Origin of the sequence: Stutzerimonas stutzeri, from assembly GCF_002890895.1 — a bacterium.
Lineage (GTDB): Bacteria > Pseudomonadota > Gammaproteobacteria > Pseudomonadales > Pseudomonadaceae > Stutzerimonas > Stutzerimonas stutzeri_AB.
The window spans coordinates 143,951-170,091 of sequence record NZ_POUL01000008.1; the positions used below are offsets into that span (position 1 = coordinate 143,951).

19 protein-coding genes and 1 pseudogene are annotated in these 26,141 nt (G+C 62.1%); 15 read left to right on the forward strand and 5 right to left on the reverse strand.

Annotated features, from left to right (window positions below; genetic code table 11):
* Positions 1-12: 12 nt before the first annotated feature.
* The 4 genes from rsmA to CXK96_RS15730 form a co-directional block, all read right to left on the reverse strand.
* A complete protein-coding gene (rsmA, locus tag CXK96_RS15715) occupies positions 13-810 on the reverse strand; it encodes a 16S rRNA (adenine(1518)-N(6)/adenine(1519)-N(6))-dimethyltransferase RsmA (RefSeq protein WP_102837374.1) in 798 nt (265 codons plus the stop codon).
* 294 nt (positions 811-1,104) lie between these two features.
* Complete coding sequence (gene pdxA / locus CXK96_RS15720) at positions 1,105-2,088, reverse strand: 4-hydroxythreonine-4-phosphate dehydrogenase PdxA (RefSeq protein ID WP_102837375.1); 984 nt, start codon at positions 2,086-2,088, stop codon at positions 1,105-1,107.
* A gap of 86 nt (positions 2,089-2,174) precedes the next feature.
* Positions 2,175-3,482, reverse strand: a complete 1,308-nt coding sequence (locus CXK96_RS15725) for a peptidylprolyl isomerase (protein ID WP_102837411.1) — start codon at positions 3,480-3,482, stop codon at positions 2,175-2,177.
* Positions 3,463-6,225, reverse strand: a complete 2,763-nt coding sequence (locus CXK96_RS15730) for an LPS-assembly protein LptD (protein WP_102837412.1) — start codon at positions 6,223-6,225, stop codon at positions 3,463-3,465. Before CXK96_RS15730 ends, CXK96_RS15725 begins: the two co-directional genes overlap by 20 nt.
* 131 nt (positions 6,226-6,356) lie before the next feature.
* Here CXK96_RS15730 and CXK96_RS15735 point away from each other — a divergent pair, with 131 nt between their 5' ends.
* Genes CXK96_RS15735 through CXK96_RS15745 form a run of 3 tightly spaced genes read left to right on the forward strand, consistent with a single transcriptional unit; the run spans position 6,357 to position 8,812 of the window.
* Positions 6,357-7,379, forward strand: coding sequence for an aminoglycoside phosphotransferase family protein (locus CXK96_RS15735; protein ID WP_102837376.1), 1,023 nt, complete (start codon positions 6,357-6,359; stop codon positions 7,377-7,379).
* Positions 7,376-8,041 carry an N-acetylmuramate alpha-1-phosphate uridylyltransferase MurU gene (murU, locus tag CXK96_RS15740; protein ID WP_102837377.1) on the forward strand — a complete coding sequence of 222 codons (666 nt, stop codon included), beginning with the start codon at positions 7,376-7,378 and terminating at the stop codon, positions 8,039-8,041. The genes CXK96_RS15735 and murU overlap by 4 nt, the downstream gene beginning before the upstream one ends.
* Positions 8,042-8,812 (forward strand): DnaJ domain-containing protein, encoded by a 771-nt coding sequence (locus CXK96_RS15745; protein WP_102837378.1) that lies wholly within the window; start codon positions 8,042-8,044, stop codon positions 8,810-8,812. It begins immediately after the preceding gene.
* Between the two features lie 16 nt (positions 8,813-8,828).
* Here the strand turns inward: CXK96_RS15745 and CXK96_RS15750 are convergent, their stop codons facing one another.
* Positions 8,829-9,842 carry an alpha/beta hydrolase family protein gene (locus CXK96_RS15750; RefSeq protein ID WP_102837379.1) on the reverse strand — a complete coding sequence of 338 codons (1,014 nt, stop codon included), beginning with the start codon at positions 9,840-9,842 and terminating at the stop codon, positions 8,829-8,831.
* A 105-nt stretch (positions 9,843-9,947) separates the two neighbouring features.
* Here CXK96_RS15750 and CXK96_RS15755 point away from each other — a divergent pair, with 105 nt between their 5' ends.
* The 12 genes and pseudogenes from CXK96_RS15755 (at position 9,948) to CXK96_RS15810 (ending at position 25,997) form a co-directional block, all read left to right on the forward strand.
* Positions 9,948-12,371: a PAS domain-containing sensor histidine kinase gene (locus CXK96_RS15755; RefSeq protein WP_102837380.1), complete on the forward strand. Its 2,424-nt coding sequence runs from the start codon at positions 9,948-9,950 to the stop codon at positions 12,369-12,371.
* Between the two features lie 4 nt (positions 12,372-12,375).
* Positions 12,376-13,005, forward strand: a complete 630-nt coding sequence (locus tag CXK96_RS15760; protein WP_102837381.1) for a response regulator — start codon at positions 12,376-12,378, stop codon at positions 13,003-13,005.
* A gap of 204 nt (positions 13,006-13,209) precedes the next feature.
* On the forward strand, positions 13,210-14,319 hold the full coding sequence (locus CXK96_RS15765) for an ABC transporter ATP-binding protein (RefSeq protein ID WP_102837382.1): 1,110 nt from the start codon (positions 13,210-13,212) through the stop codon (positions 14,317-14,319).
* A gap of 54 nt (positions 14,320-14,373) precedes the next feature.
* Entirely contained in the window at positions 14,374-15,405 is a 1,032-nt protein-coding gene (locus tag CXK96_RS15770; protein WP_102837383.1) for an ABC transporter substrate-binding protein, read from the forward strand.
* A gap of 78 nt (positions 15,406-15,483) precedes the next feature.
* The gene (locus tag CXK96_RS15775; RefSeq protein ID WP_102837384.1) at positions 15,484-16,737 is read left to right on the forward strand and encodes an ABC transporter permease; all 1,254 of its coding nucleotides are present in this window, start codon (positions 15,484-15,486) and stop codon (positions 16,735-16,737) included.
* 64 nt (positions 16,738-16,801) lie between these two features.
* The gene (locus CXK96_RS15780; protein ID WP_102837385.1) at positions 16,802-17,629 is read left to right on the forward strand and encodes an ABC transporter permease; all 828 of its coding nucleotides are present in this window, start codon (positions 16,802-16,804) and stop codon (positions 17,627-17,629) included.
* 19 nt (positions 17,630-17,648) lie between these two features.
* A pseudogene (gabD, locus tag CXK96_RS15785) lies at positions 17,649-19,110 on the forward strand (NADP-dependent succinate-semialdehyde dehydrogenase).
* 158 nt (positions 19,111-19,268) lie between these two features.
* Positions 19,269-20,549 carry a 4-aminobutyrate--2-oxoglutarate transaminase gene (gene gabT / locus CXK96_RS15790; protein WP_102837386.1) on the forward strand — a complete coding sequence of 427 codons (1,281 nt, stop codon included), beginning with the start codon at positions 19,269-19,271 and terminating at the stop codon, positions 20,547-20,549.
* Between the two features lie 102 nt (positions 20,550-20,651).
* The gene (gene rpe / locus CXK96_RS15795; protein WP_102837387.1) at positions 20,652-21,326 is read left to right on the forward strand and encodes a ribulose-phosphate 3-epimerase; all 675 of its coding nucleotides are present in this window, start codon (positions 20,652-20,654) and stop codon (positions 21,324-21,326) included.
* Positions 21,323-22,024, forward strand: coding sequence for a phosphoglycolate phosphatase (locus tag CXK96_RS15800; protein WP_102837388.1), 702 nt, complete (start codon positions 21,323-21,325; stop codon positions 22,022-22,024). Before rpe ends, CXK96_RS15800 begins: the two co-directional genes overlap by 4 nt.
* 185 nt (positions 22,025-22,209) lie before the next feature.
* Entirely contained in the window at positions 22,210-23,688 is a 1,479-nt protein-coding gene (gene trpE, locus CXK96_RS15805) for an anthranilate synthase component I (RefSeq protein ID WP_102837389.1), read from the forward strand.
* A 143-nt stretch (positions 23,689-23,831) separates the two neighbouring features.
* On the forward strand, positions 23,832-25,997 hold the full coding sequence (locus CXK96_RS15810; RefSeq protein ID WP_102837390.1) for a putative bifunctional diguanylate cyclase/phosphodiesterase: 2,166 nt from the start codon (positions 23,832-23,834) through the stop codon (positions 25,995-25,997).
* Positions 25,998-26,141: the final 144 nt, after the last annotated feature.

The following is a 26,141-nucleotide window of genomic DNA, read 5'->3' on the forward strand; positions in this document are numbered from 1 at the left end:
CGTAGGTCGCTTTCAGCCGCGGGCAGATAGTTGATCCGATAGTCTTACGAACGCGGCCAGGTCCAGCTGTTCCGGCCGAAGGCTGCCATCGACGTCGGCGGCGGCGATGGCATCGGCATCCAACAGCCCCTTGAGGGTGTTGCGCAGCGTCTTGCGACGCTGGTTGAAAGCCTGACGAACCACGGTTTCCAACTGCCGGTGATCGCGTGCCGGGTGGGGCAGAACCTCATGCGGGACCAGGCGCACGATCGCCGAGTCGACTTTCGGCGCGGGATTGAACGCGCCAGGGCCTACGTTGAACAGATGTTCGACGCGGCAGTGGTACTGCACCATGATCGACAGCCGCCCCCAGTCGCCACCACCTGGCTCTGCGGCCAAGCGCTCGACCACTTCCTTCTGCAACATGAAGTGCATATCGCGGATCAGGCTGGCGTGATCGAGCAGGTGAAAGATCAGCGGCGTGGAGATGTTGTAGGGCAGGTTACCGACGATGCGCAGGCTGTTTGGCTCCGAGCTTAACTGGGCGAAGTCGAACTTCAGTGCGTCACCCTGGTTCAGGGCGAAGTTCTCGCGGTCGGCAAATTTCTGTTGCAGGATCGGGATCAGGTCCAGGTCCAGCTCGACCACGTCGAGGTGTGCACCGCTGTCGAGCAATCCTTCGGTCAGCGCGCCCTGGCCAGGGCCGATCTCGACGATCCGCTCACCCGGTTTGGCATGGATGGAGCGAAGAATGCGATGGATCACGCCTGCATCGTGAAGGAAGTTCTGGCCGAAACGCTTGCGCGCTCGGTGTTGGTAATTCTCGGACATATACAGCAGTCTCAGGAGCAGCTAAGCGAGAGGCTTGAAGCTGGGGGCGAAAAGGCCCGCAGTTTAGCAGCTGCGATAGCGGAGGCGAGTGCCCCGCCGATAAGGGCAGTACGAGCCATTGCCGTGTGGAGGCTCGCTGGAGAGTTCAGAAGCGGTCCATTGCCAATCCGGGGCCGGAGTCTTGGTGCCGCCCGGCAGGTTCCAGCTGCCCCGCAGTTTGTCTGATCCGGCTCGGTGGCAGGCGTAACCTGAGCGCAGCCTACTGCTCACCTGGATGCTGTGCTGATTGCTGGTCTAGCTGCCGCTCATCTCATACGCCGTCTCCAGCGCCACTTGCAGGCTGCCGGTGTCGATCTGGCCTGTGCCTGCAAGGTCCAGGGCGGTGCCGTGATCGACTGAAGTTCGCACAATAGGTAGCCCCAGAGTGACATTGACGGCCGCGCCAAAACCCTTGTACTTGAGGACCGGCAAGCCCTGGTCGTGATACATCGCCAGCACCGCGTCGCAGTGATCGAGGTGTTTGGGCGTGAACAGCGTGTCCGCTGGCAGCGGGCCGATCAGGTCGAGCCCTTCGCGTCGCAGCACCTCCAGCGTCGGTTCGATGATCTCGATTTCTTCACGGCCCAGATGTCCGCCCTCGCCAGCATGAGGGTTGAGCCCGCAGACCAGGATCCGCGGCCGGGCGATGCCGAATTTTTCCACCAGATCGGCGTGCAATATGCGCGTCACACGCTGTAGGCGCTCGGTGGTGATGGCGGCCGGCACATCCTTAAGCGGCAGGTGGGTGGTGACCAGTGCAACCCGCAACCCGCGCGTGGCCAACATCATGACGACCTGCTCGGTGCCCGTCAGCTCCGCGAGAAACTCGGTGTGTCCTGAAAAAGGGGTACCTGCCTCGTTGATCACGCCTTTGTGCACCGGCGCCGTGATCATGCCGGCGAAGCTGCCATCAAGGCATCCGTTACCGGCTCGGGTCAGCGTGGCCAGAACGTAGTCCGCATTTGCTGGAGTGAGCTGGCCGCTTATGGCTGGTGCACCTAGCGGTGTGTTCCAGACGTACAAGCTGTTGGCGGGAGCCGGCTGGTTCGGCCAGTTGCCCGGCGCGACCTCAACTAGGGTGATGTCCAGCCCGAGCTCTGCTGAACGAGTGCGGAGCAGCTCGGCACTGGCGATGGCGATCAAGGCGTGTGGATGGCTGTTGCGTGCGAGCAACAGGCAGAGGTCGGGACCAATACCGGCGGGCTCGCCGGGCGTCAGGGCGAAACGTTTGGTGGTCATGTTGATGCCTTCATGGGTATGAAAAGAAACGGGCCGGCCGATTGGCCGGCCCGTTTAGGCATTGCAGAGTAACTACTCGGCGCGAGTCAGATCTTGATCTCGACGTAGGCTTCGTCGCGAATCTGGCGAAGCCAGTTCTGCAGTTCTTCTTCGTATTTACGGTTGCGCAACAAGGACAATGCCTGTTGCTCGCGAAACTCTTCGCTGGCATCGGTGGCGCGGCGCCCGAGCACTTCCAGAATGTGCCAGCCATAAGGCGTCTTGAAGGGTTCGGAAAGCTGCCCACTGGCCGTGTTGGCCATGACCTCACGGAACTCGGGAACCAGCGAGCTGGGGTCGATCCAATTGAGGTCGCCGCCGTTCAGCGCCGAGCCTGGGTCTTCGGAGAAGTTTTTCGCCAGTTCGGCAAAGCTCTCGCCGGCCTGGATGCGGTCACGCAGTCGCTGGATCAGGCGTCGGCTTTCTTCCTCGCTGCGGATCTGGCTGGGCTTGATCAGGATATGACGAACATGGATCTCGTCACGTACCTGAGTATCGCCGCCACGCTTGTCGAGCACTTTCAGCAAGATGAAACCCGGCGGAGTGCGCACCGGTCGGGTGACGTCGCCGACCGACATGGTGCTGACTTCGGTGTCGAAGGGGGGCGGAAGTTGAGCCGCCTTGCGCCAGCCCATGTCGCCACCTTCCAGTGCGTTTTCACTGGCCGAGCGCGAGACGGCCAGTTTGGCGAAGTCAGCGCCTTGCTGAAGCTGCTGGTAGGTATCCATCGCGGTTTTTTCAGCCGCCTGGATCGTCGCCGAGTCAGCCGACTCCGGCACCGGTATCAGGATATTGGCCAGTCGGTATTCTTCCGACAGCTGCAATTTGCCGAGATCAGAGGCCAGGAAGTTTTCCACCTCCTGGTTCGATACCTGGACACGTTCGGCAATTCTGCGCTGGCGCACCCGGCTGATGACCATTTCACGGCGAATCTGCTCGCGGGCGGTATCGAGGCTCAGGCCGTCACGCTCCAGAGCCGCTCGGAACTGGTCCAGGGTCATGTTGTTGCGCTGAGCAATGGTGCTCATTGCCTGGTTGAGTTCTTCATCGGAGATGCGAATGCCCGAGCGATCGCCGATCTGCAGCTGCAGATTTTCGGTGATCAGCCGCTCCAGCACCTGTTGTTGCATGACGTCCGCGGGCGGCATTTCCGCGCCGCGTTTCTCGATGGTCTGCTGGACTTCGCGGGTCCGCTGGTCCAACTGGCTCTGCATGATCACGTCATTGTCGACAATCGCGACGATGCGGTCGAGCTGTTGAACCTCGGCCGACGCGGTCAGGACAGCAGTCGCGCTGCCCAGCAGAAGGGCGCCCGCCAGCAGGGGGCGCAGGTAATCAGAAAGCTTGATCTTCACGTTCACGGTAACCTTGTATGCCTTCGTCGAGGAATGTCTCGGTCGAGCTGCCGAATACGCCGCCGAGTCCCTTGAGGACGATTTGCAGGAAGATGCCGTTGTCCGGCTCATCGTTCTGCGATGGGTTGAGACTGGTTTCGTCGTAATCGATCCAGTAGCGGTTGATCAGGCGCAGCTTCCAGCAGCAACTGTCGTACTCGAAGCCCCCGAAGGCCTCCAATGTGCGGTTGCGGCTGTAGTCGTGCTGCCAGCGTGCGATCACGCTCCACTGCGGCAGGATCGGCCAGATGGTGGAGATGTCGTGCTGGTTGATCTTGTAGTAGTCCTCGATGTAGTTGTCATCGCCTTCTCGTCCAAAGTCGCCCCCATATGTCCACTCGCCAGTCGCCTGATCGAACCGAACGGTATCGTTGCGATAGCGGTAGCCGAAATTGACGATCTTTCTAGGATCTTCGGCCGGCTGGTAGTGCCACATGGCACTGCCCGATTGGGTTTGGCCCTGATCCGGATCCCAGTTGAAGGTCGAGGTGAAGCGCCAGTCGCGGTTATAGCGGTACTGATATTCAAGCGCGTAGGGCGATACGTCCGAGGTCGAACCCGGGCGATCTTCCAGGTTGGGTAGCTGCACTTCGCGGTCGCGGAAGTAGATGATCTGGCCAACGCTCAATCGCTGGCGCTCCAGTCCGTTCGGCTCGATCCAGCGATTGGTCACGCCCAGCGAGAGCTGGTTGGCATCGCCTATACGGTCCTTGCCGGAGAAACGGTTTTCACGCCACAGCGAGGAGTAGCTGAAGGTGTTTTCACCAGTGTCGAAAACCGGGAGGTCATCCTGGTCTTCTTTCGGCACGTACAGGTAGAACATTCGCGGTTCGAGCGTCTGGCGATAGTCCTTGCCGAACCACTGGGTGTCGCGGTCGAAGTACAGGCCGCTGTCGATGCTGAAGATCGGTACGCTGCGGTCTGGCGAGTCGTTGAAGTCGCTGCCTACACCGTCCGTGCCGAACTTGCCCTGATTGTCCAAAGTTAAGTCGTACTTGGTGTAAGCGTACTTCAGCGACGGCTTAATGAAGCCCCAACTCCAGTCGAGCGGCAGGCTCACGCCAGGTTCCAGATGCAGACGCTCGCCCTCGGCGCGACTGAGGCCTTTTATGTTTTCGTCATACCAAGTTTCGCTTAAACCGTCCTCGTTTATGAATACACCATCCCTGAGGCTGCGCTGGAAGCTGACGAACTCCGTCCCATAAGCAAACCGCAACCCGCCCGGCTGGAAGGGCAGCACGCCATCCAATGTCAGCTGAGGCAGGCGCTCATAAGGGGTGATGTCGGCAATGGTGGCTCGCTCGTATGCATGCACGTTCAGCCGGGCGGTGTAGGACGGTGCGCGGTACGTCAGGGTGCCGCGCTGGTCGAGGTGGTCCGGCTGGTCGATACCCAATTGGGTATTCAGGTCCTGAAGGTAATAAGGATCGCTGATGTCGGTGTAGTCGACTTCCGCCAGCCACCGCGTGTCGAGACCGGTACGGTGTTGCCAGCTGTACATCCAGCGCTGATCCTCGTACTCGGACTGCAGCTTGCGCTCGTCGTTGCTGTCGTCCAGGTAGGCGGCGCCGAACTGGCCTTCGCTGCGGCGCGTCAGGTAGCGGAACTCGCCTTCCATGAGCAGGCCGCGATCAGTCATGTAGTTCGGGTAGAGCGTGGCGTCGAAATTCGGCGCCAGGTTGAAATAGTACGGAGTGATCAGCGACAGGCCCGTATCGCTGGATGAGCTGATGCTCGGCGCCAGGAAACCGGACTGACGACGATCATCGATTGGGAAATAGATGTAGGGCGTATAGAACACCGGGACACCCTTGACCCGCAGCGTCACGTTGGTCGCCGAGCCGAAGCCGGTGGCCGGGTTGAGGGTGACGTTGTTGCCCTGCAGGTACCAATCGTTGTCGCCTGGCTCGCAGCGTGTATAGGTCCCGTCCTTGAGGCGGATGATGGCGTCGTCGGTACGCTTGGCATACAGCGCACTGCCTCGAACCTTGCCTTCATGGACCACATATTCCGCGTTCTCGACCTGAGCTTCACCGGTGTCGAGGAACAGCTCGGCGCGATCACCGACCATCAGTGCGCCGCCATCACGCAGGCGGACATTGCCTTTCAGTTCGCCGCGATTTTCCAACTGGTACAGACTGGCCTCGTCGGCTTCGGCCTGGATGCTGCCCTGGCGAAGTACCACGTCGCCGGCCAGCGTGGCTATTTCCTGCTGCTGCTCGTAACGGGTTGCCTTGGCCGAGACGTAGGTCGGCGCCTCGCTCATCGGTGTGTCGTCGAACTGACCGGGGCGGTTCGGTTCAACATAGGTGCCGGCACAATATGGCCCTGTCTCGGCCAGTTGCGCATTGGTCAGCTGATCACGCGGCACCCAATCCAGATGGCTGTAGTCGGCGCTGCGAGAGGCCAACGCTCGACCCTTGCTTTCGGTGACCAGCTTGGTGGTGGCCGCCTGGCGCTCGGCTTTGCTGGCTCTGGGCTGGGCGCTGGTGGTTTCAGTGGCAGCACCGCGGTGAGTCGGGCGCGGCGGCAAGGCCGGGCTGGCCGCATCCGCGGCGCAATTCCAACCACCATCGGCACCCGGTTGGCAGGCGAACTGTTCGGCTGCGATAACCAAGGGCGTCGCTACAGGTTGCAGTGCGAGCAGGCCGCCGGTTACCAATAGAGGGAATTTTTTACGAAAAGCGGGATATTTGACTGCCATCTTGTTTTTTGGTCCGTGCTTGCGGCGAGCCATCGGCCGGGCTGGGCCGCACGCCTCTCGATGGGCTGAAAAAGATGCTGGATAATAAAGCATGACCCGCCTATCGGCTAGCGCCGTGGAGAGCCCCTGATATGCCGCAACATGATCAACGTCTGCTGGACCTGAACGCTTGGCTGGAGCCACATCTCCAGGCGCTTTTCGCTCGCCGTGGCTGGGGCGAAGTCCCCGAGGTGCTGCTGGTTGCGGCCAGCAGTGACGCCAGTTTTCGTCGCTACTTTCGCTGGGAGGCAGGCCCGCGCAGCTTCATCCTGATGGACGCGCCTCCGCCTCAGGAGAACTGCCAGCCGTTCGTGGACATCGCGGCAATGCTGGCCGGGTCTGGCGTGCATGTGCCGGAAATTCTGGCGGCTGACCTCGACCGGGGCTTCTTGCTGCTCAGCGATCTGGGCCGTCAAACCTATCTGGATGTGATCGACGCCGATAATGCGGATGAGCTCTTTACTGACGCCATATCGGCGCTCATCACCTTCCAGGCCAATGCCAAGCCAGCAGCCCTGCCCTCTTATGACGAAGCGCTGCTGCGCCGCGAGCTACAGCTGTTTCCTGAGTGGTACGTCCAGCGGCATCTGGGCCACAACTTCAGTGCGGGTGAACAGCAGTTGTGGGAAAGAACCTGTCGGGTGCTGATCGACTCTGCGCTAGCCCAGCCAACCGTGCTGGTGCATCGCGACTATATGCCACGCAACCTGATGCTCAGCCAGCCCAACCCCGGCGTGTTGGATTTCCAGGATGCTGTGATCGGCCCGGTCACCTATGACATTACTTCGCTGTTCAAGGACGCCTTTCTCAGCTGGCCGGAAGAGCGGGTGCTTGGCTGGCTGCAGGGTTACTGGGACGCCGCTCGTGCGCGCGGCATACCGGTGCAGGAGAGCTTCGCCGAGTTTCATCGCGCCAGCGATCTGATGGGGCTGCAGCGCCATCTCAAGGTGATCGGCATCTTCGCGCGCATTTGTCACCGCGACGGCAAGCCGCGTTACCTGAGTGATGTGCCGCGTTTCTTCGCTTATCTCGACACAGTGCTGGCGCGCCGACCTGAACTGGATGATCTCAAACAGCTGCTACAGGGGCTGCCACAGGAGCCTGCCTCATCATGAAAGCGATGATCCTCGCGGCCGGCAAGGGTGAGCGCCTCCGACCCCTGACCTTGCACACTCCCAAGCCATTGGTCCGGGCGGGCGGCGTGCCGCTGATCGAATACCACATCCGCGCACTGGCCGAGGCCGGCATCAATGAACTGGTGATTAATCACGCCTGGCTGGGTGAACAGATCGAGGCGCACCTCGGTGACGGTCGGGGCCTGGGAGTCCGTATCCAGTATTCAGCGGAGGGCGAGCCGCTGGAGACCGGCGGCGGGATTCACCGTGCCTTGCCGCTGCTGGGAACGGAGCCTTTTTTAGTGGTCAATGGCGACATCTGGACTGACTACGATTTCAGCGCGCTGAAACGGCCGCTTGAAGGTTTGGCGCACCTGGTGCTGGTAGACAACCCAGTGCATCACCCCAAGGGCGATTTCAGCCTGGTCGACGGCTGCGTCGGTGACGAGGAGGCCGCAAGACTCACCTACAGCGGCATCGCCGTGCTCAGTCCGCAGTTGTTCGCCGGATGCACGGCTGGGTCCTTCAAACTCGCGCCGCTGTTGCGCCAGGCCTTGGCTGAGGGAAAGCTGAGCGGCGAATATCACCGCGGGCGCTGGATCGACGTCGGGACGCATGAGCGTCTGGCTGAGCTTGAGCGCATCCTTGAGGCACAGCACTAGATGTTCTGGCCAATCACTTTCCTGGGCGCACTGATCGGTTGGCTGCTGGCGAGCATTCCGGGCGCGCTGTTGGGCGCGCTGATCGGACAGGTGCTGGACCGCCGCTTCGGGCTCCACTCCTGGGCCAGCTTTCGGCGATTGCTTTCACGCGTGACCCCCAAGATGCAGGGCAGCGACTTGCTGTTCTATCTGCTTGGGCGCCTGGCGAAAAGCAGCGGACGGATCAGCGAGTCACATATTCAGGCTGCCCGCAACGAAATGCGCCGGCTGCGGTTGACTCCCTCTCAGCAGCGGGTGGCGATCGATGCGTTCTATCGCGGCAAATCCAGTACGGACGGCTTGCGCGAGCCACTGCAGCGCCTGAGAGGACGTCAGGATGAAACGAAGGCGATCCTCCGGGCCTGTTGGCGCATGGCCAGAGCTCAGGGCCAGATCGATGCACGTGAGCACGAGTTGATCATGCTCTGGGGCAAGTGGATGGGCTGGGATTCTGTAGCGGTGGCAGCGCTTGATGAGCACGGGGGTCGCCGCCAGGGTGCGCCGAGCAACCCCGGTGGCGCGTACGAACAGGCATTGCGGTTGCTCGGGGTGCGTGCCGACAGCGAGCCGCAGGCCATCAAACGGGCCTATCGGCGTCTGCTCAGCAAGCATCACCCCGATAAGCAGGCCGGTGCCGGTGCCACTGCCATTGAGGTGCGCGAGGCAACTGAGCGGACCCGCGAACTGCACCATGCCTACAGCCTGATCCGCGAGCGGCGGGGCTTTCGCTAACGCGAGCCGGTGAGGCTTAGGTTTCTCGCTTGAGCCAGCCGCGGACCCTTCGAACGAGGACTTCCTGGTCAGTCTGGCGTTCGCCAGTCTGCCGGGGCAACCCGACTTGTCGATAGGCTGGGTGCTGAATCCGGCGACTGGCGTTCAGCCGCTCCCGAGCCGTCTGCTGGTCGCTGGTTACATCCTTATAGTAGAAGTCGCCAGTGATCAGCTTGAGGGGCGGCACCAGCTGCGCAAGCGGTTCTTCCTGTCCATCCGGCTGACGCGGCTGGACTATCAGCAAATGCCTGACATCTTGTGGCGCCTGCTGCTGAAGGTAGCGGGCCGCCCAATAGCCGCCTGTACCTTGGCCTAAAAGCACGGTCGCCTTTGGTTGCTTGCTGCGGGCAAAGGCCAAGGCCGCCTCGATACGAGCGCTGATCTGCTCGGAATGGTCGGGCTTCATCGGTGGCGTTTCGGCGGGGGCTTGCGTATCGGAATCGTCAACTGCCGGCTCGCCGGGCGCCGCCGCGGTTTCTTCGGGTAGATAGCCGGCCTCGCTTGGCGCCGGATCTTCGCTGGGCTGTTCTGCCACGGTTTCGGGCGCGTCGGTCGGCTGCTCCGGCGCTGGCTCCGTGGCCATCGGCAACACCAAACCCGGCGAGTCCGGCAGGCTCAGGCTCAGAGTGTGCCAGCCGTGGTCGGGCAGGCCACGACGCAGCGGGCCAATGCCGCGTGGCCAGTCGGCACTCTCACCCTCACCGGGCAGCAAGATAATGATGCCTTTGGGTTCGGCAACATTAGCGGGACGCCAAAGCGCTACGAAGTCCGTGCCACTGGCGTTCAGGCTGACGAACTCGCTGGCAGGCAGCTGGCGCAACATATCCGCGGCCATGGTTTCGCTGCGCGAGGGCAGGACCGGACGATCAGCAGCCACCGGAGCCGGGGCGGCTTCCGCTTCGGCCGGCTCATCGGCGGCGCTGATCAGAGGTCTGGTGAAGATGACGAACAAAACGGCCGCCAAACGAGTTGAAACGCGCGCTCGGAACATTGGTTTTCCTGATATTCGGCCCGCCCGGGCCACGGTGATGCTGGCGCAGGCGGCACAGATGCACTAAAACAGCGTTTCGGCACTACCGCCGATCTCGTGAGGCTTATGGTGTCATTTCTGCTGCGTTGCTGCTGCCTGTTGCTTGCATTGAGCGCACTGCCCGCAATGGCTTCGAGCGTGCCGTTGAGCGACGCGCAACAGGAATGGCTGGCGGCGCACCAGCAGTGGCGCGTGGGTGTGGTAATGGCGCCCCCTTACGCCGAGTACGATCAACGCCAACGTCGCCTGTCCGGCTTTCACGTGCAATTCATCGAGCGACTTGCGGATAACCTTGGCGTCAGCCTGGAATGGCACCGGTTCGTCGACGAGGCAGCGCTGGATGATGCCATGCGTGCCAATGAAATCGACCTGGCGCCGGGGCTGCGACAGACGCGGGAAGGGCTGCGCATCTGGCGCTACAGTGACCCGTTTCTGAGGGTGCCAAGGCTGATTATCGGCGACCTTGATGGTCCCCGTGCAATCGACCTCGAACGCCTGGACAGTAATGACGTGATCGCGCTGGAAGGGCCCGGCTCGGTAGCCGATTACATGAGCAGCAACTACCCGAGCCAGCCGGTTCTTGAAGTAGGCAGCCAATTCGAAGCGCTGCGTCAGCTGCTCGAGGCGCGCGTGCGTTTCGCGGTGGTCGATGAGCCGCTCTACGGCCGTCTCTCGCAGCGCGCGGAATACGCATCGCTCGATGTTGTAGGCGATCTGGGCAACCCCTTGTTGCTGCGCATCGGTTCGCGCCGCGACAGCCCCGTGATGAGTGCGGTCATCGACCAGGCGCTGCGCAATTTCCCCGCCCGCGAGTTCAGACAGTTGCAGGAGCAATGGCTCAAGTCGCGCAGCATCGATCAGTCGCGCCGCATCAGTTACTGGCGCAGTCTCAGCCTGCTGTTGACGCTGCTGCTGGCCGCAACCGTAGCCATGCTGGTATGGCAGCGTCGCCAGCAGGGGCTTTTGGAAAGCAGATTGAAGTCGGCGCGGCGGGACATCGAGGCGCGCGCCGCGGCCGAAGAGGCGCAGCGGCTGACGCAGTTCTGCCTTGATCACAGTACCGTCGGTATTCTCTGGTTGAACTGGGACAGCCACGTCCGGTATGCCAACCAGGCTGCCTTCGAACTGCTTGGCTATGCCTCCGATAGTCTGCTCGACCAGCCATTGCAAGCGCTGGAGCCGGGAATGAGCATGGACGACTGGATGCAGCTCTGGCGCGACGCGCGCAGCGGCGTTGAGGATCGTCAGGTACATGAGTGCGAGTGGCAGCGCGCCGATGGGAGCCGGTTTCCTGCAGCCGTAACCCTTAGCTTCCTGCGCCTGGGTAGCAAGGAGTACCTAGTGCTGTTCCTCGCTGACATCACCGAGCGCCGCCGCGCCAGTGCGGCGCTGCAAGAAAGTGAGGTGCGACTGAAAGCCATGGCAGGCAACGTGCCGGGTCTGGTTTTCCGTCTGGAGCGACAGGACGCCGGTGCGCCGGTCAACATTGCCTACATCAGCGAGGCCAGCCAGCGTCTGGTTGGCTACTCGGCGGAACTGTTGTTGCAACCTGGGCGCGGCATCCGCAGCCTGGTGCATCCCGACGACGAACCGGGCTATTGGAGCAGCCAGCAGCAGGCGCTCGACAGCATGAGCGACTGGTACTGGCAGGGGCGGATCCTGACCCGTTCCGGCGAGATTCGCTGGGCCGACATCCGCGCCTCGGTGCGTGGGCAGTTGGAGGGGCGTCAGGTCTGGGACGGCATCGTCTGGGACATCACCGATAACAAGCGAATCGAGTTGGAGCTGGATGCGTCACGGGCACAACTACGCAAGCTGGCGGCGCATGTGGAAACGGTGCGCGAGGAAGAAAAGGCCCATATCGCGCGCGAGGTCCACGACGAGCTGGGGCAGATGCTTACGGTTCTGAAACTGGAAATTTCCATGTGCGAGATCAGCTTTGCCGAGCTCGACCCCGGCCTGGCAGCACGCTTGCAAGGCATGAAACGCCTCATTGCCCAGTTGTTCCAGCAGGTGCGCGACGTCGCGACCGCCTTGCGTCCGCCGATTCTGGACGCCGGCATAGCATCGGCCATCGACTGGCAGGCGCGGCGCTTCGAGGAGCGCACCGGGATCGCCTGCCTGGTGGAGGTGCCGGAATGCCCGCCGCAACTTGGCAATGCCAAGGCTGTCGGCCTGTTCCGCATTCTTCAGGAGGGGCTGACCAACGTCATGCGTCACGCCAATGCACAAACCGTGAGCCTCACCCTGCAGCAGCAAGGGGATATGCTGTGCTTGAGCATCAGCGATGACGGCGAGGGTTTCGTGGTCCAGCAGGGGCGCCAGGGACCGTCGTTCGGCCTGGTGGGCATGCAGGAGCGAGCCCAGATGCTCGGGGGCAGCTTGCTGCTGGAAAGCCAGCCGGGCGAGGGCACCTCGATTCACGTCTCGGTGCCACTGGATGACAGCCCGGTAGAGCCTGTGGTTCTGAGCAGTACATTGGAGAGCTAGCGCCATGATTAGGGTAATCGTCGCCGAGGACCACACCATCGTTCGCGAGGGGATCAAGCAGCTGATCGGACTGGCCAAGGACATGCAGGTAATCGGTGAAGCGGGCAACGGTCAGCAACTGCTCGATCAACTGCGGCAGACGCCGTGCGATGTTGTCCTGCTGGACATCTCCATGCCGGGCGTCAACGGGCTGGAAGCCATACCGCGGATACGAGCGCTGAGCGAGCCGCCGGCGATTCTGGTGTTGTCGATGCACGACGAGGCGCAGATGGCGGCGCGGGCGCTGAAGATCGGCGCTGCCGGCTATGCCACCAAGGACAGTGACCCAGCGCTGCTGCTGACTGCGGTGCGCAAGGTTGCCGCTGGCGGCCGGTATATCGATCCGGATCTGGCGGATCGCATGGTTTTCGAGGTCGGGCTAACCGACTCCCGGCCACCCCATGCACTGCTGTCGGAGCGTGAGTATTCGGTGTTCGAGCGACTGGTACACGGCGATTCGGTCAACGACATCGCGGCCAAGCTGGCCCTCAGCAGCAAGACCATCAGCACGCACAAGGCGCGCTTGATGCAGAAGCTGGTCGCTCACTCCGTGGCCGATCTGGTCCGCTATGCCATGGAGCACAAGCTGGTCTGACCTGGACGGTAAGCACGAGGCCGCTGGCGACGGTGCTACGCGCCTGATGCAAACCGGGTCTGTATCTGCCGACAGGCTTCTTGTAGGGCAATCCCTACAACAGCCTCTCCGTTTCGCTGAGTGTATTCACTCCCATCTGCCGATGTGCGCTGGCTCGTGGGGCTCCTAACCTGTGGCCACGGAACAACGGATCACAGGTGCGGCATGCTCGATTCTCAAGCGAACGAAGTACTGGTCAGCTTTCGTGGCATCCAGAAGAGTTACGACGGCGAAGCGCTGATCGTCAAAGACCTGAACCTGGATATCCGTAAAGGTGAGTTTCTCACGCTGCTCGGTCCGTCAGGCTCCGGCAAGACCACCAGTCTGATGATGTTGGCCGGCTTCGAGACGCCCACTGCCGGTGAAATCCTCTTGGGCGGCCGCTCGATCAACAAGCTGCCGCCGCACAAGCGCGACATGGGCATGGTGTTCCAGAACTATGCGCTGTTTCCGCACATGACAGTCTCGGAAAACCTCGCCTTTCCCCTCAGCGTGCGTGGCATGCCCAAGCTCGACGTCAAGGAAAGGGTCAAGCGCGCGCTCTCGATGGTGCAGCTTGAAGGTTTCCGCAATCGCTACCCGGCACAGCTGTCCGGCGGCCAGCAGCAGCGCGTGGCGCTGGCCCGAGCCTTGGTGTTCGAGCCGCAGCTGGTGTTGATGGATGAGCCGTTGGGCGCGCTGGACAAGCAATTGCGCGAGCAGATGCAGATGGAGATCAAGCATCTGCACCAAAGCCTGGGCGTGACTGTGGTCTATGTCACCCACGATCAGGGTGAGGCGCTGACCATGTCCGACCGGGTCGCGGTGTTCCATCAGGGTGAGATCCAGCAGATCGATGAGCCCCGGGCGCTGTACGAGCGGCCGGCGAATACCTTTGTTGCCAACTTTCTCGGCGAGAACAACCGGTTGCCGGCGCGGCTGGTCAGCCGCAACGGTGACAACTGTACCGTCGAGCTGGGCCGCGGTGAGCGGGTCGAGGCGCTGGCGGTCAAGGTCGGCGTGCCTGGCGCCCCGGTCAACCTGTCAATACGGCCCGAGCGGGTGCGCCTCAACGGTGCCAGCGCCAATTGCCCGAACCGCTTCACCGGGCGAGTCGCCGAGCTCATCTACCTCGGCGACCACATCCGCATTCGCCTCGAGGTCTGCGGCATCAGCGACTTCTTCGTCAAGCAACCGATTGCCGAATTCGATCCCGCCCTGGCGGTTGGTGATGTCGTGCCGATCGGCTGGCAAGTGGAACACGTCCGTGCGCTGGATCCGCTGCAGGCGGCATAAGCAGGGCGAGCAAGCAAGAAAGCTGTTTTCAACCGCATCATGGAGCGAATCACAATGCTGAAATCTCTGAAACTGACTGCCCTGAGCATCGGACTGGTGTGCGCTGCGCAGGCCTCGGCGGAAAATATCACCGCCGTAACCTTCGGCGGGGCCAACAAGCAGGCGCAGATCAAGGCCTTCAATGAACCCTTCGAAGCCAAGACCGACCACAAGATCATCGCTGGCGAATACAACGGTGAGATGGCCAAGGTAAAGGCCATGGTCGATACCAACAGTGTGTCCTGGCATCTCGTGGAAGTTGAATCGCCCGAGCTGTCACGCGGCTGTGATGAAGGGCTGTTCGAGGAAATCGATCCAGCGGTAGCGGGTAACCCGGACGACTTCATCGAAGGTGCCATACAGCCTTGCGGTGTGGGCTTCTTCGTCTGGTCCACGGTGCTGGCTTATAACGCCGACAAGCTCGACAGTGCACCGACTGGTTGGGCGGATTTTTGGGACACCGAGAAATTCCCCGGCAAACGCGGCCTGCGCAAGGGCGCCAAGTACACCCTTGAGTTCGCCCTGATGGCCGATGGCGTTGCACCGAAAGACGTCTACCAGGTGCTGGCGACGAAAGAGGGGCAGGACCGCGCCTTCAAGAAGCTTGACCAGATCAAACCCAGCATTCAATGGTGGGAAGCGGGCGCCCAACCGCCGCAGTTTCTGGCCTCCGGTGACGTGGTCATGAGCAGCGCCTATAACGGTCGAATTGCCGCAGTGCAGGATGAGAGCAATCTGCAAGTGGTCTGGGACGGCGGCATCTACGACTTCGATTCCTGGGCCATCCCCAAAGGCGCGAAGGATCAGAAGGCAGCGCTCGATTTCGTCAGCTTTACCTTGCAACCGCAGCAGCAGAAAGCCTTCTCGGAAAACATCGCCTACGGTCCCGCAAACAAGAAAGCGGTCGAGCTCCTTGATCAAAAGCTGCTGAAAAACATGCCTACGACGCCAGAAAACATTGCCAACCAAGTGGCCATGAACGTGACCTTCTGGGCCGACTACGGCGAGCAGCTGGAACAGCGTTTCAACGCCTGGGCTGCGCGCTAAACAAGCCTGGCCCCCTCGCATGGCCTGCCCTGAGGCGGGCCATGCGCCGCTGGAATCTGACACTTTGCGGAGTTCGTCATGGCTACTGCCATCTCCTTGCCTGTTCCCGAGCTTGCCGAGCCCAACCTGAAGCGGCGGCTGGCGCGTGCCGAGCGCATGAACCGGTTGAAGTCCAAGGCGCTGATCCTGCCTCTTCTGGTGTTTTTGTTGCTCACCTTCATCCTGCCGATCGCCTCGCTGCTCTGGCGCAGCGTTGATAATCCGGAGGTGGTGGGCAGCCTGCCGCGCACGGTCGAGGCCATCACGGCTTGGGATGGCCGCGGCCTGCCGGAAGAGTCGGTTTACCGGGCCCTCAGCGAAGACCTGCAGGAGGCGCGGCAAAACCAGTCGCTGGGTGATCTGTCCAAACGCCTGAACATGGAACAGGCCGGTTTCCGCAGCCTGATGACCAAGACAGCTCGCGCGCTCCCATTCAAGGAAGCGCCGACGTCCTACAAGGAAGCGTTGGAAGCTTTCGATGAGCGCTGGGGCGACCCCGCCTATTGGCAGGTCATTCGCCGCAACGATAGTGCAATCACCCCCTATTATTTGTTGGCCGCTCTCGATCACCGCATCGACGACATGGGCGAGCTGGCATCGGTATCGCCTGATCAGGCGGTCTACCTGGACATCTTCGCCCGGACTTTCTGGATGGGGCTGGTAATCACGGCGATTTGTCTGGTGCTGGCCTATCCCCTGGCGTATCTGCTGGCCAACCTGCCGGCGCGCAAAAGCAACCTGCTGATGATCATGGTGCTGCTGCCGTTCTGGACTTCGATTCTGGTGCGCGTTGCCGCCTGGATCGTGCTGCTGCAATCCAGCGGCCTGATCAACGGTGCGCTGTTGAAGATGGGCCTGATCGACGAACCATTGCAGTTGGTGTTCAACCGGGCTGGCGTCTACATCGCCATGGTCCACATCCTGCTGCCGTTCATGATCCTGCCGATCTACAGCGTGATGAAGAATATCTCGCCGAGTTACATGCGTGCGGCGATCTCGCTGGGCTGCCACCCCTTCGCCAGCTTCTGGCGGGTGTACTTTCCACAAACCCTCGCGGGCGTGGGCGCCGGCTGCCTGTTGGTGTTCATCATTTCCATCGGCTACTACATCACCCCCGCGCTGCTCGGCAGCCCGAACGACCAGATGGTCAGCTACTTCGTCGCCTTCTACACCAACACCACCATCAACTGGGGCATGGCCACGGCGCTGGGCGGCCTGCTGCTGCTGGCGACCATGCTGCTGTACGTCGTCTACAGCTGGCTGGTCGGCGCCAGCCGCCTGAGGCTGGGCTGAGCATGACCGCACTGACCAGGCAATCACCGCAAGCCATTCGCCAATTCGGGCAGGAGAACTTTCCATGCTGAGCCCCTACATGTCGCCCATCGAACGCGTCTGGTTCTATACCCTGCGCATCCTATGCGCGCTGGTGCTGCTGTTTCTGATAGTGCCGGTGCTGGTGATCGTCCCGCTGTCGTTCAACTCCGGCTCGTTTCTCGTCTATCCGCTGCAAGGCTTCTCCATGCGCTGGTACGAAACCTTGTTCAGCTCGGCCGACTGGATGCGCTCGCTGAAGAACTCGATGCTCATCGCCCCGGCCGCCACGGCGCTGGCGATGATCTTCGGCACCCTGGCGGCGATCGGTCTGACCCGCGGCGAATTTCGCGGCAAGGCCCTGGTGATGACCTTGCTGATTTCGCCGATGGTGGTGCCGGTGGTGATTGTCGGGGTGGCCAGCTACCTGTTCTTCGCCCCGTTGGGCATGGGCAACAGCTACCTGTCGCTGATCCTGGTTCACGCGGTGCTGGGTGTGCCGTTCGTGATCATCACCGTTTCCGCCACGCTGCAGGGGTTCAACCAGAACCTGGTGCGCGCCGCAGCCAGTCTGGGCGCCTCACCCATAACCACATTCTTCCGCGTCACCCTGCCGCTGATTGCTCCGGGGGTGATTTCCGGTGCGCTGTTTGCCTTCGCCACGTCCTTCGACGAAGTGGTGGTGACGCTGTTCCTCGCTGGCCCCGAGCAGATCACCTTGCCGCGGCAGATGTTCAGCGGTATCCGGGAAAACCTCAGCCCGACCATCGCCGCCGCGGCCACTCTGCTGATCGGCTTTTCCATCGCACTGCTGCTGACCCTGGAATGGCTGCGCGGCCGCTCCGAGAAGATGCGCACTCAACAACCAGCCTGATCCGGACGCTTCCATGACCCTGCAACTCGACCACCCCGGCCTGCTACGCCAGCAGGCCTACCTCAACGGCGACTGGTGCGATGCCGATGCGGACGACCGTACCGCTATCTTCAACCCGGCCACATGCGAGCTCGTTGGCGAGGTGCCGAACATGGGGCGCGCCGAAACCCGCCGCGCTATCGAGGCCGCGCAGGCCGCGCAGCCGGCCTGGCGCGCGCTGACCGCCAAGGAGCGAGCGTCGCGCTTGCGGCGCTGGTACGAGCTGATGCTGGAGAATCAGGAAGACCTGGCGCGGATCATGACCGCCGAGCAGGGCAAGCCGCTGGCCGAGGCGCGGGGTGAGGTGGCGTACGCTGCATCCTTTCTCGAATGGTTCGCCGAGGAAGGCAAGCGCCTGTATGGCGATGTGATCCCCGCCCATGCCGGCGACAAGCGCATCCTCGTGCAAAAGGAGCCGGTCGGCGTCACCGCGGCGATCACGCCCTGGAACTTCCCCAGCGCGATGATCACTCGCAAGGTCGGCCCGGCGCTCGCTGCCGGCTGCGCCATGGTGCTCAAGCCGGCGCCGCAGACGCCGTTCTCGGCGTTGGCACTGGCCGCCTTGGCCGAGCGCGCGGGCATCCCGGCCGGGCTGTTCAGCGTGATCACCGCCGATGCCGCTACCTCGCGCGAAGTCGGTGCCGAACTCTGCGGAAACCCGGTCGTGCGCAAGCTCTCGTTCACTGGCTCGACGGCAGTGGGCATCCACCTGATGCAGCAGTGCGCACCGACGCTGAAAAAGCTCTCGCTGGAACTGGGCGGCAACGCGCCGTTTATCGTCTTCGACGATGCCGATCTGGATGCGGCGGTCGAGGGCGCGATGATCTCCAAGTACCGCAACGCCGGGCAGACCTGCGTCTGTGCCAACCGCATCTATGTACAGGACAGCATCTACGACTCCTTCGTCGACAAGCTCTCGACTGCAGTGGCGAAGCTCAAGGTCGGCGACGGCTCGATGGAGGGCGTGACCACCGGCCCGTTGATCGACGCCGCTGCGGTGGCCAAGGTCCAGCGTCATCTGCAGGACGCGCTGGATAAGGGCGCCACCCTGCTGACCGGCGGCAAACCCCATACGCTGGGCGGTAACTTCTTCGAGCCGACGCTGGTGGGCGGCGTCACCGCCGAGATGGCCGTGGCACGCGAGGAAACCTTCGGTCCGCTGGTGCCGCTGTTCCGCTTCAACGATGAAAGCGAGGTGATTCGGCAGGCCAAATGACACCGAGTTCGGACTCGCGGCCTACTTCTATGCGCGCGACCTGAGCCGGGTGTTTCGCGTCGCCGAAGCGCTGGAGTACGGCATGGTCGGCATCAATACCGGCGTGATCTCCACCGAGGTGGCGCCGTTCGGCGGCATGAAGGCCTCTGGCCTCGGCCGCGAGGGCTCGAAATACGGGCTGGATGAATATGTGGAAATCAAATACCTGTGTCTGGGTGGCATTTGACCGGACGACCCAAAAACAGGCGTGCAAAATAATGCACGGAGTTTTACTGTAATCCGAACGCCTGGGAAGGTGCGACAGTCGATCATCGTATGCTGCCGCGCTCGCTGCCTGGCGTTCTTCATGACCCGTGCCGACGATGAGCGGCTACCGAGGAGCTTATGAGCAAGACCAACGAATCCCTGATGCAACGCCGTGTCGCCGCTGTTCCCCGTGGCGTCGGCCAGATCCACCCGATCTTTGCCGACCATGCGAAGAACAGCAGCGTGGTTGACGTCGAAGGCCGCGAGTTCATCGATTTCGCCGGTGGCATCGCCGTGCTGAATACCGGTCACCTGCACCCGAAGATCATCAAGGCCGTGGAAGACCAGCTGCACAAGCTGACCCATACCTGCTTCCAGGTACTGGCCTACGAGCCGTACGTGGAGCTGTGCGAGAAGATCAATGCGCGGGTGCCCGGCGATTTCGCCAAGAAGACGCTGCTGGTCACCACGGGCTCTGAAGCGGTGGAAAACGCGGTGAAAATTGCCCGCGCCGCCACCGGACGCGCCGGCGTCATTGCTTTCACCGGCGCTTATCACGGCCGCACCATGATGACCCTCGGTCTGACCGGCAAGGTCGCGCCCTACTCGGCGGGCATGGGCCTGATGCCGGGCGGCATTTTCCGCGCGCAATATCCCTGCGCGATCCATGGCGTCAGTGTTGACGAGTCCATCGCCAGCATCGAGCGCATCTTCAAGAACGACGCCGAGCCGCGCGACATCGCTGCGATCATCATCGAGCCGGTGCAGGGCGAGGGTGGCTTCAATGTCGCACCGAAGGAATTCATGGCGCGCCTGCGTGCGCTCTGCGATGAGCACGGCATCCTGCTGATTGCAGATGAAGTGCAGACCGGCGCCGGCCGCACCGGCACCTTCTTCGCCATGGAGCAGATGGGTGTGGTCGCCGACCTGACCACCTTTGCCAAGTCGGTCGGCGGTGGTTTTCCGATTGCTGGCGTGTGTGGCAAGGCCGAGATCATGGACGCCATTGCGCCGGGCGGGCTCGGCGGCACCTACGCCGGTAACCCGCTGTCCTGCGCGGCGGCGCTGGCGGTCATGGAAATCTTCGAGGAAGAGCAGCTGCTCGACCGCTGCAAGGCGGTGGCCGAGAAGCTTACAGCCGGGCTCAAATCCATCCAGGCGCGGCACAAGGAGATCGGCGAAGTCCGCGGGCTCGGCGCGATGATCGCCATCGAGCTGTTCGAGGAGGGCGATCACGCGCGTCCGGCCGCGGCGCTGACCTCGCAGATCGTCGCCAAGGCACGGGACAAGGGCTTGATCCTGCTGTCCTGCGGCACCTATTACAACGTGCTGCGGGTGCTGGTGCCGCTCACCGTTGAGGACGACCTGCTTGAGCGCGGCCTGTCCATTATCAGTGAGTGTTTTGACGAGCTGACGTGATGGCGCGTGGCGCACCGGCATTCGCAACGGATGTCAGCCGCGCCGCAACCCTGACCCCTCGGGTACAATGCGCGGCATCTTGCCGTGCTACCCGAGGTCGTCATGCAGCCGTTCGCCATCGCCCCTTCGATTCTTTCCGCCAATTTCGCCCGCCTGGGCGAGGAAGTGGACAACGTGCTGGCCGCCGGCGCGGACATCGTCCATTTCGATGTGATGGACAACCACTACGTACCCAACCTGACCATTGGCCCGATGGTCTGCTCGGCGTTGCGCAAGCACGGCGTCACCGCACCCATCGATGTGCACCTGATGGTCAAGCCGGTAGACCGCATGATTGGTGACTTTCTGGAAGCCGGCGCCAGCTACATCACCTTTCACCCTGAGGCCTCCGAGCACGTTGATCGCTCCCTGCAGCTGATCAGGGACGGCGGTGCCAAGGCCGGCCTTGTGTTCAATCCGGCCACTCCATTACACGTGCTCAAATACGTGATGGACAAGGTCGACATGGTCTTGCTGATGAGCGTCAACCCCGGCTTCGGTGGGCAGAAGTTCATCCCCAATACCTTGGACAAGCTGCGCGAAGCGCGTGCCCTGATCGATGCCAGCGGCCGCGAGATTCGCCTGGAGATCGACGGCGGCGTCAATCCGAAGAACATCCGTGAGATCGCCGCAGCCGGTGCCGATACTTTCGTCGCCGGTTCGGCGATTTTCAATCAGCCCGACTACAAGGCCGTGATCGACCAGATGCGCGCCGAACTGGCGCTGGCACGCTCATGACCCGTCTCGAGCAACTGTTCGACGGCCAGCTGCCGCGGTTGGTGATGTTCGACCTGGACGGAACCCTGATGGATTCGGTGCCGGACCTGGCCGCCGCGGTCGACAAGATGCTGATGTTGCTGGGGCGTGAGCCCGCCGGCATTGATCGGGTGCGTGACTGGGTGGGCAACGGCTCGCGGGTGCTGGTGCGTCGCGCGCTGGCCGGTCAGCTGCAACACGAGGGTGTAGCTGATGAGCTGGCCGACGAGGCGCTGGCGCTGTTCATGCAGGCCTATTCCGGTGGACACGAACTGACCACGGTCTACCCCGGCGTTCGCGAGTGCCTGGACTGGCTTCGCGAGCGTGACGTGAAGCTTGCGATCATCACCAACAAGCCGGCCCAGTTCATTGAACCGTTGCTGGAAGAGAAGGGCCTGGCGGGTTATTTCCAGTGGTTGATCGGTGGCGACACCCTGCCTCAGCAGAAGCCTGACCCGGCGGCCCTTGTTTGGGTCATGCGCGAGGCCGGGGTGTCCGCGGATGCCTCGCTATTCGTCGGCGATTCGCGCAACGATGTGCGCGCAGCGAAGGCGGCGTCGGTGCCTTGTGCGGCGCTCACCTACGGCTATAACCACGGTGAGCCCATCGCCCACGAGCAGCCGGCGCTGGTGCTTGACGATCTGCGCGAGCTGGTTGCTTCGGTTTCGGGGCTGCGCTAGTGTGGCCTCTGTCTTTTGAATCCTGCAGCCGAGATCAGATCGTGGTGGTCACCCGCAAACAGTGGATGAATGTCATCAAGGCCCTGGCCCGTTGGCGCTGGCGCGCCTGACATCTTCTGCCGGCTCTGCCCGGTACGTTTGCACAACTCGACCTTATGTAGCTCCCCTCCGACCACGAGGCTGACATGACCCGCGAAGAATTCCTGCGTTTGGCCGCCGAAGGCCATAACCGCATCCCCCTGTCGTTCGAAACGCTCGCCGACTTCGACACCCCGCTCACGCTTTATCTCAAGCTCGCCGATGCGCCTAATTCCTACCTGCTCGAATCCGTGCAGGGCGGGGAAAAGTGGGGGCGTTACTCGATCATCGGCCTGCCTTGCCGCACCGTATTGCGCGTGCAGGATCATCGCATCAGCGTGACCACCGACGGCGTCGAAACCGAGGCCTGTGAGGTCGACGATCCGCTGGCGTTCGTCGAGGCGTTCCAGCAGCGCTACCGCGTGGCGCCGGTGGATGGACTGCCGCGCTTCAACGGCGGTCTGGTGGGGTATTTCGGCTACGACAGCGTGCGCTATGTCGAACGCAAGCTTGCGAGCTGCCCCAACCCCGATCCGCTGGGTACGCCGGATATCCTGCTGATGGTGTCCGACGCCGTGGTGGTCTTCGACAACCTGGCCGGCAAGCTGCATTGCATCGTCCTGGTCGACCCGGCACAGCCGGACGCCTACGAGGCGGGGCAGGCGAAACTGCAGGCGCTTCGAGAAAAGCTGCGCCAGTCGATCACGCCGCGCCTGGGCCTGGATTTCGAAAAGAGCAACGGTAACGAGCCGACTTTCCGCTCGAGCTTCAGCCGCGAGGACTACGAGCAGGCCGTCAACCGCATCAAGGACTACATCCTTGCCGGCGACTGTATGCAGGTGGTGATCTCCCAGCGTATGTCGATCCCCTTCAAGGCCGCGCCAATCGATCTGTACCGCGCGCTGCGCTGCTTCAACCCGACGCCCTACATGTACTTTTTCAATTTCGGCGATTTCCACGTGGTGGGCTCGTCGCCGGAAGTGCTGGTACGGGTGGAGGAGGGACTGGTGACGGTCCGGCCTATCGCTGGCACCCGCCCGCGAGGCGTCAACGAGGAGGCTGATCAGGCGCTCGAGCAGGATCTGCTCAGCGACGCCAAGGAGCTGGCCGAACATCTCATGCTGATCGACCTGGGACGCAACGACGTCGGCCGTGTGGCCGAGAACGGTTCGGTGCGGCTCACCGAGAAGATGGTCATCGAGCGCTATTCCAACGTGATGCATATCGTCTCCAACGTCACCGGCCAATTGAAGGCACCGTTGACGGCCATGGACGCGCTGCGCGCGATTCTGCCGGCTGGCACCCTGTCTGGTGCGCCGAAGATTCGCGCCATGGAAATCATCGACGAGCTGGAGCCGGTCAAACGCGGCGTCTACGGCGGCGCCGTCGGCTACCTGGCCTGGAACGGCAACATGGACACCGCCATCGCCATCCGTACCGCGGTAATTAAAGATGGCGAGCTGCACGTGCAGGCTGGTGCCGGTATCGTCGCCGACTCACAGCCGGCCCTGGAATGGGAAGAAACGCTGAACAAACGCCGCGCGATGTTCCGTGCGGTGGCCTTGGCAGAGCACAGCAGCGACTAGCTTCGGCGCGGCTCATGGGGATGTTCGGCAACTGCGACTAAAGTCCTTATTGGTCGTATGGTAATGGCTATTGGCTATGCCTATAGTCGTGGAAGCTGAGCAGGAACGCTCGGCAATCCAACCCCAGCCCATACGAGCCAGCCATGCCGTTACTGCCGAGCCCCCGCCCATCGTCCGTTCGCCAGTCCTGGCCGTCGGCCTCGTCGTTGGTGATCGCTCTCACGGCGCTGCTGGTGCTGGTCTGGTTGTTATCGAGCCTGGCGGATCTGAACGGAAGCCAGGTGTGGTTCCCGTTGTCGCTGCATATCACTGTCGAAACCTTCTCGATTGTCGTAGCGGGATTGGTGTTTGCGGTGGCTTGGCATAGCCAGCAGCCAGTGCCTCTTTCGAACCCGCTGCTAGCCTGTGCGTTTTTGGCCATCGCGTTGCTGGATCTGGCGCATATGCTGTCCTACCGAGGTATGCCCGTTTGGGTGACGCCCGCCTCGGCGGAAAAAGCGATCGCCTTCTGGCTGGTTTCCCGCGTATTGCTTGCTTTCACCCTGCTCGCGGTGGCGTGCCGTCTGTGCCACCGAAGCATCGCTTTGCCGCGGATCTTGCTGCTTTCATCGTCCCTGGGACTGGTGGTTTTGGTGGTTTACCTGCAGCTGTTTCAGCCGCAGCTGTGGCCTCGGACCTTTATCGACGGGGAGGGGCTGACCCGCTTCAAAGTGCAGATGGAGTGGCTGATCATCAGCCTCTTCGCACTGGCGGCATGGGTGTTCTGGCGCGCTCGAGAGGTTGCAGACCGTGACTATTTCGACGGCATGCTGGCTGCGACACTGGTTTCGATTCTTGCCGAGCTGTGCTTCACCGCCTACAGCAGTGTGAACAGCTTCTACAGTCTGCTCGGGCATCTGTACAAGATCGTCTCCTACGGCTTCATCTATCAGGTGGTGTTCGTGTCGAGTGTGCGGGCGCCATACGCGCGGTTGGCGGTCGAAATGAACGAACGGATCGCTGCACAACAGCGCGCCGACTATATGGCTCACTTCGATAGCCTGACGGGGTTGCCCAATCTGTCCCAGCTTGAGGAGCGGACGCGTCAGGCAATGGCCAGTGCCGTGAAGCTCAAGGGTGCAGTTGCGGTGCTGTACGTCGATCTCGATCATTTCAAGATGGTCAACGATTCGTTCGGGCGCACTTTCGGTGACCAGCTGCTCTGCACAACCTCGTTAAGACTGCAGCAGGCATTGCCCGAGAGCGCCATGCTGGCACGGGCCGGCGGTGATGAGTTTGTCGTGCTGTTGGCCGATCTGGAGAATGCCGAGGGCGCATCCGCTGTGATCCAGCGTGTGCTCGATGAGTTAGCCGACCCCTTCATGATCGAGCGCCAGCAGATAGTGGTGTCGATCTCCATTGGCGTCGCGGTTGGCCCGAGCGATGGCATGGACTTTTCCTGCCTCCTGCGTAACGCTGAAATGGCGATGTACAAGGCCAAGGAAGCCGGGCGCCGGACGTGGTGCTATTACAACGCTGCGTTGGATACCGAGATGCGGGGGCGGTTGTATCTCATCAACGGCCTACGGCTCGCTCTCGAGCGAGAGGAGTTTTTTCTGGAGTATCAGCTGCAGCTGGACCTCGCCAGCGGCAGGGTAGTGGGCGCGGAAGCCCTGTTGCGCTGGCAGCATCCTCAGTGGGGTCTGGTCGCGCCGGGGCAGTTCATTCCTGCAGCCGAACAGAGCGGTCTGATCGTGGGGATTGGTGAATGGGTCATCCTCGAGGCGTGCCGACAGGCTCAACGCTGGCAGGCTGAGGGGCTGGACATCCCGCGCGTAGCAGTGAACGTCGCTGCGATACAGCTGCACCAGGGGGCGCTGGAACAGACCGTCGCCGCCGCCTTGGCGCGGACCGGTCTGCCAGCTTCAGCGCTGGAGCTCGAGCTGACCGAGTCCAGCCTCGTCGACAACACCGAGCAGGTGATGATTGCGCTGGCCGGTCTGAAAGCCCTGCGTGTCACGCTGTCCATCGATGATTTCGGCACCGGATACTCCTGTCTGGCGTATCTTCGGCGGTTGTCGGTGGATACATTGAAAATTGACCGTTCCTTTGTAAGCGATCTGCCAAACGAAGACGGCCATGCCATTGTCGCCGCGATCATCCACATGGCCGAGTCGCTCGGCTTGAAGACGCTGGCAGAAGGGGTCGAAGACGAAGCCACTGCTGCGGAGCTGCGTCGACTTGGGTGTCGGCAGGCGCAGGGTTTTTTCTACGCTCGGCCGGTTCCGGCCGCCGCGTTGCCTGCTGCTATCGCGTCGCTGCCAGTCTAGGGCGCCAGACTTGGCTGTAGCGGGCAAGCAATGCTCTGCTATAGTCCGGTTGAAATCGTGGCCTGGCATGGGCTACTTTGCGTTGTCAGCTCTGCGAGACCTTTTCCGTGAAACTCAGCAGCACCCTCCTGATGCGTCTGTTCA

Coding starts and splice junctions, on each gene's coding strand:
- rsmA (WP_102837374.1), bottom strand. CDS start 810: ATGTCCGAGAATTACCAACACCGAGCGCGCAAGCGTTTCGGCCAGAAC.
- pdxA (WP_102837375.1), bottom strand. CDS start 2,088: ATGACCACCAAACGTTTCGCCCTGACGCCCGGCGAGCCCGCCGGTATT.
- CXK96_RS15730 (WP_102837412.1), bottom strand. CDS start 6,225: ATGGCAGTCAAATATCCCGCTTTTCGTAAAAAATTCCCTCTATTGGTA.
- CXK96_RS15735 (WP_102837376.1), top strand. CDS start 6,357: ATGCCGCAACATGATCAACGTCTGCTGGACCTGAACGCTTGGCTGGAG.
- murU (WP_102837377.1), top strand. CDS start 7,376: ATGAAAGCGATGATCCTCGCGGCCGGCAAGGGTGAGCGCCTCCGACCC.
- CXK96_RS15745 (WP_102837378.1), top strand. CDS start 8,042: ATGTTCTGGCCAATCACTTTCCTGGGCGCACTGATCGGTTGGCTGCTG.
- CXK96_RS15750 (WP_102837379.1), bottom strand. CDS start 9,842: ATGTTCCGAGCGCGCGTTTCAACTCGTTTGGCGGCCGTTTTGTTCGTC.
- CXK96_RS15755 (WP_102837380.1), top strand. CDS start 9,948: ATGGTGTCATTTCTGCTGCGTTGCTGCTGCCTGTTGCTTGCATTGAGC.
- CXK96_RS15760 (WP_102837381.1), top strand. CDS start 12,376: ATGATTAGGGTAATCGTCGCCGAGGACCACACCATCGTTCGCGAGGGG.
- CXK96_RS15765 (WP_102837382.1), top strand. CDS start 13,210: ATGCTCGATTCTCAAGCGAACGAAGTACTGGTCAGCTTTCGTGGCATC.
- CXK96_RS15770 (WP_102837383.1), top strand. CDS start 14,374: ATGCTGAAATCTCTGAAACTGACTGCCCTGAGCATCGGACTGGTGTGC.
- CXK96_RS15775 (WP_102837384.1), top strand. CDS start 15,484: ATGGCTACTGCCATCTCCTTGCCTGTTCCCGAGCTTGCCGAGCCCAAC.
- CXK96_RS15780 (WP_102837385.1), top strand. CDS start 16,802: ATGCTGAGCCCCTACATGTCGCCCATCGAACGCGTCTGGTTCTATACC.
- gabT (WP_102837386.1), top strand. CDS start 19,269: ATGAGCAAGACCAACGAATCCCTGATGCAACGCCGTGTCGCCGCTGTT.
- rpe (WP_102837387.1), top strand. CDS start 20,652: ATGCAGCCGTTCGCCATCGCCCCTTCGATTCTTTCCGCCAATTTCGCC.
- CXK96_RS15800 (WP_102837388.1), top strand. CDS start 21,323: ATGACCCGTCTCGAGCAACTGTTCGACGGCCAGCTGCCGCGGTTGGTG.
- trpE (WP_102837389.1), top strand. CDS start 22,210: ATGACCCGCGAAGAATTCCTGCGTTTGGCCGCCGAAGGCCATAACCGC.
- CXK96_RS15810 (WP_102837390.1), top strand. CDS start 23,832: ATGCCGTTACTGCCGAGCCCCCGCCCATCGTCCGTTCGCCAGTCCTGG.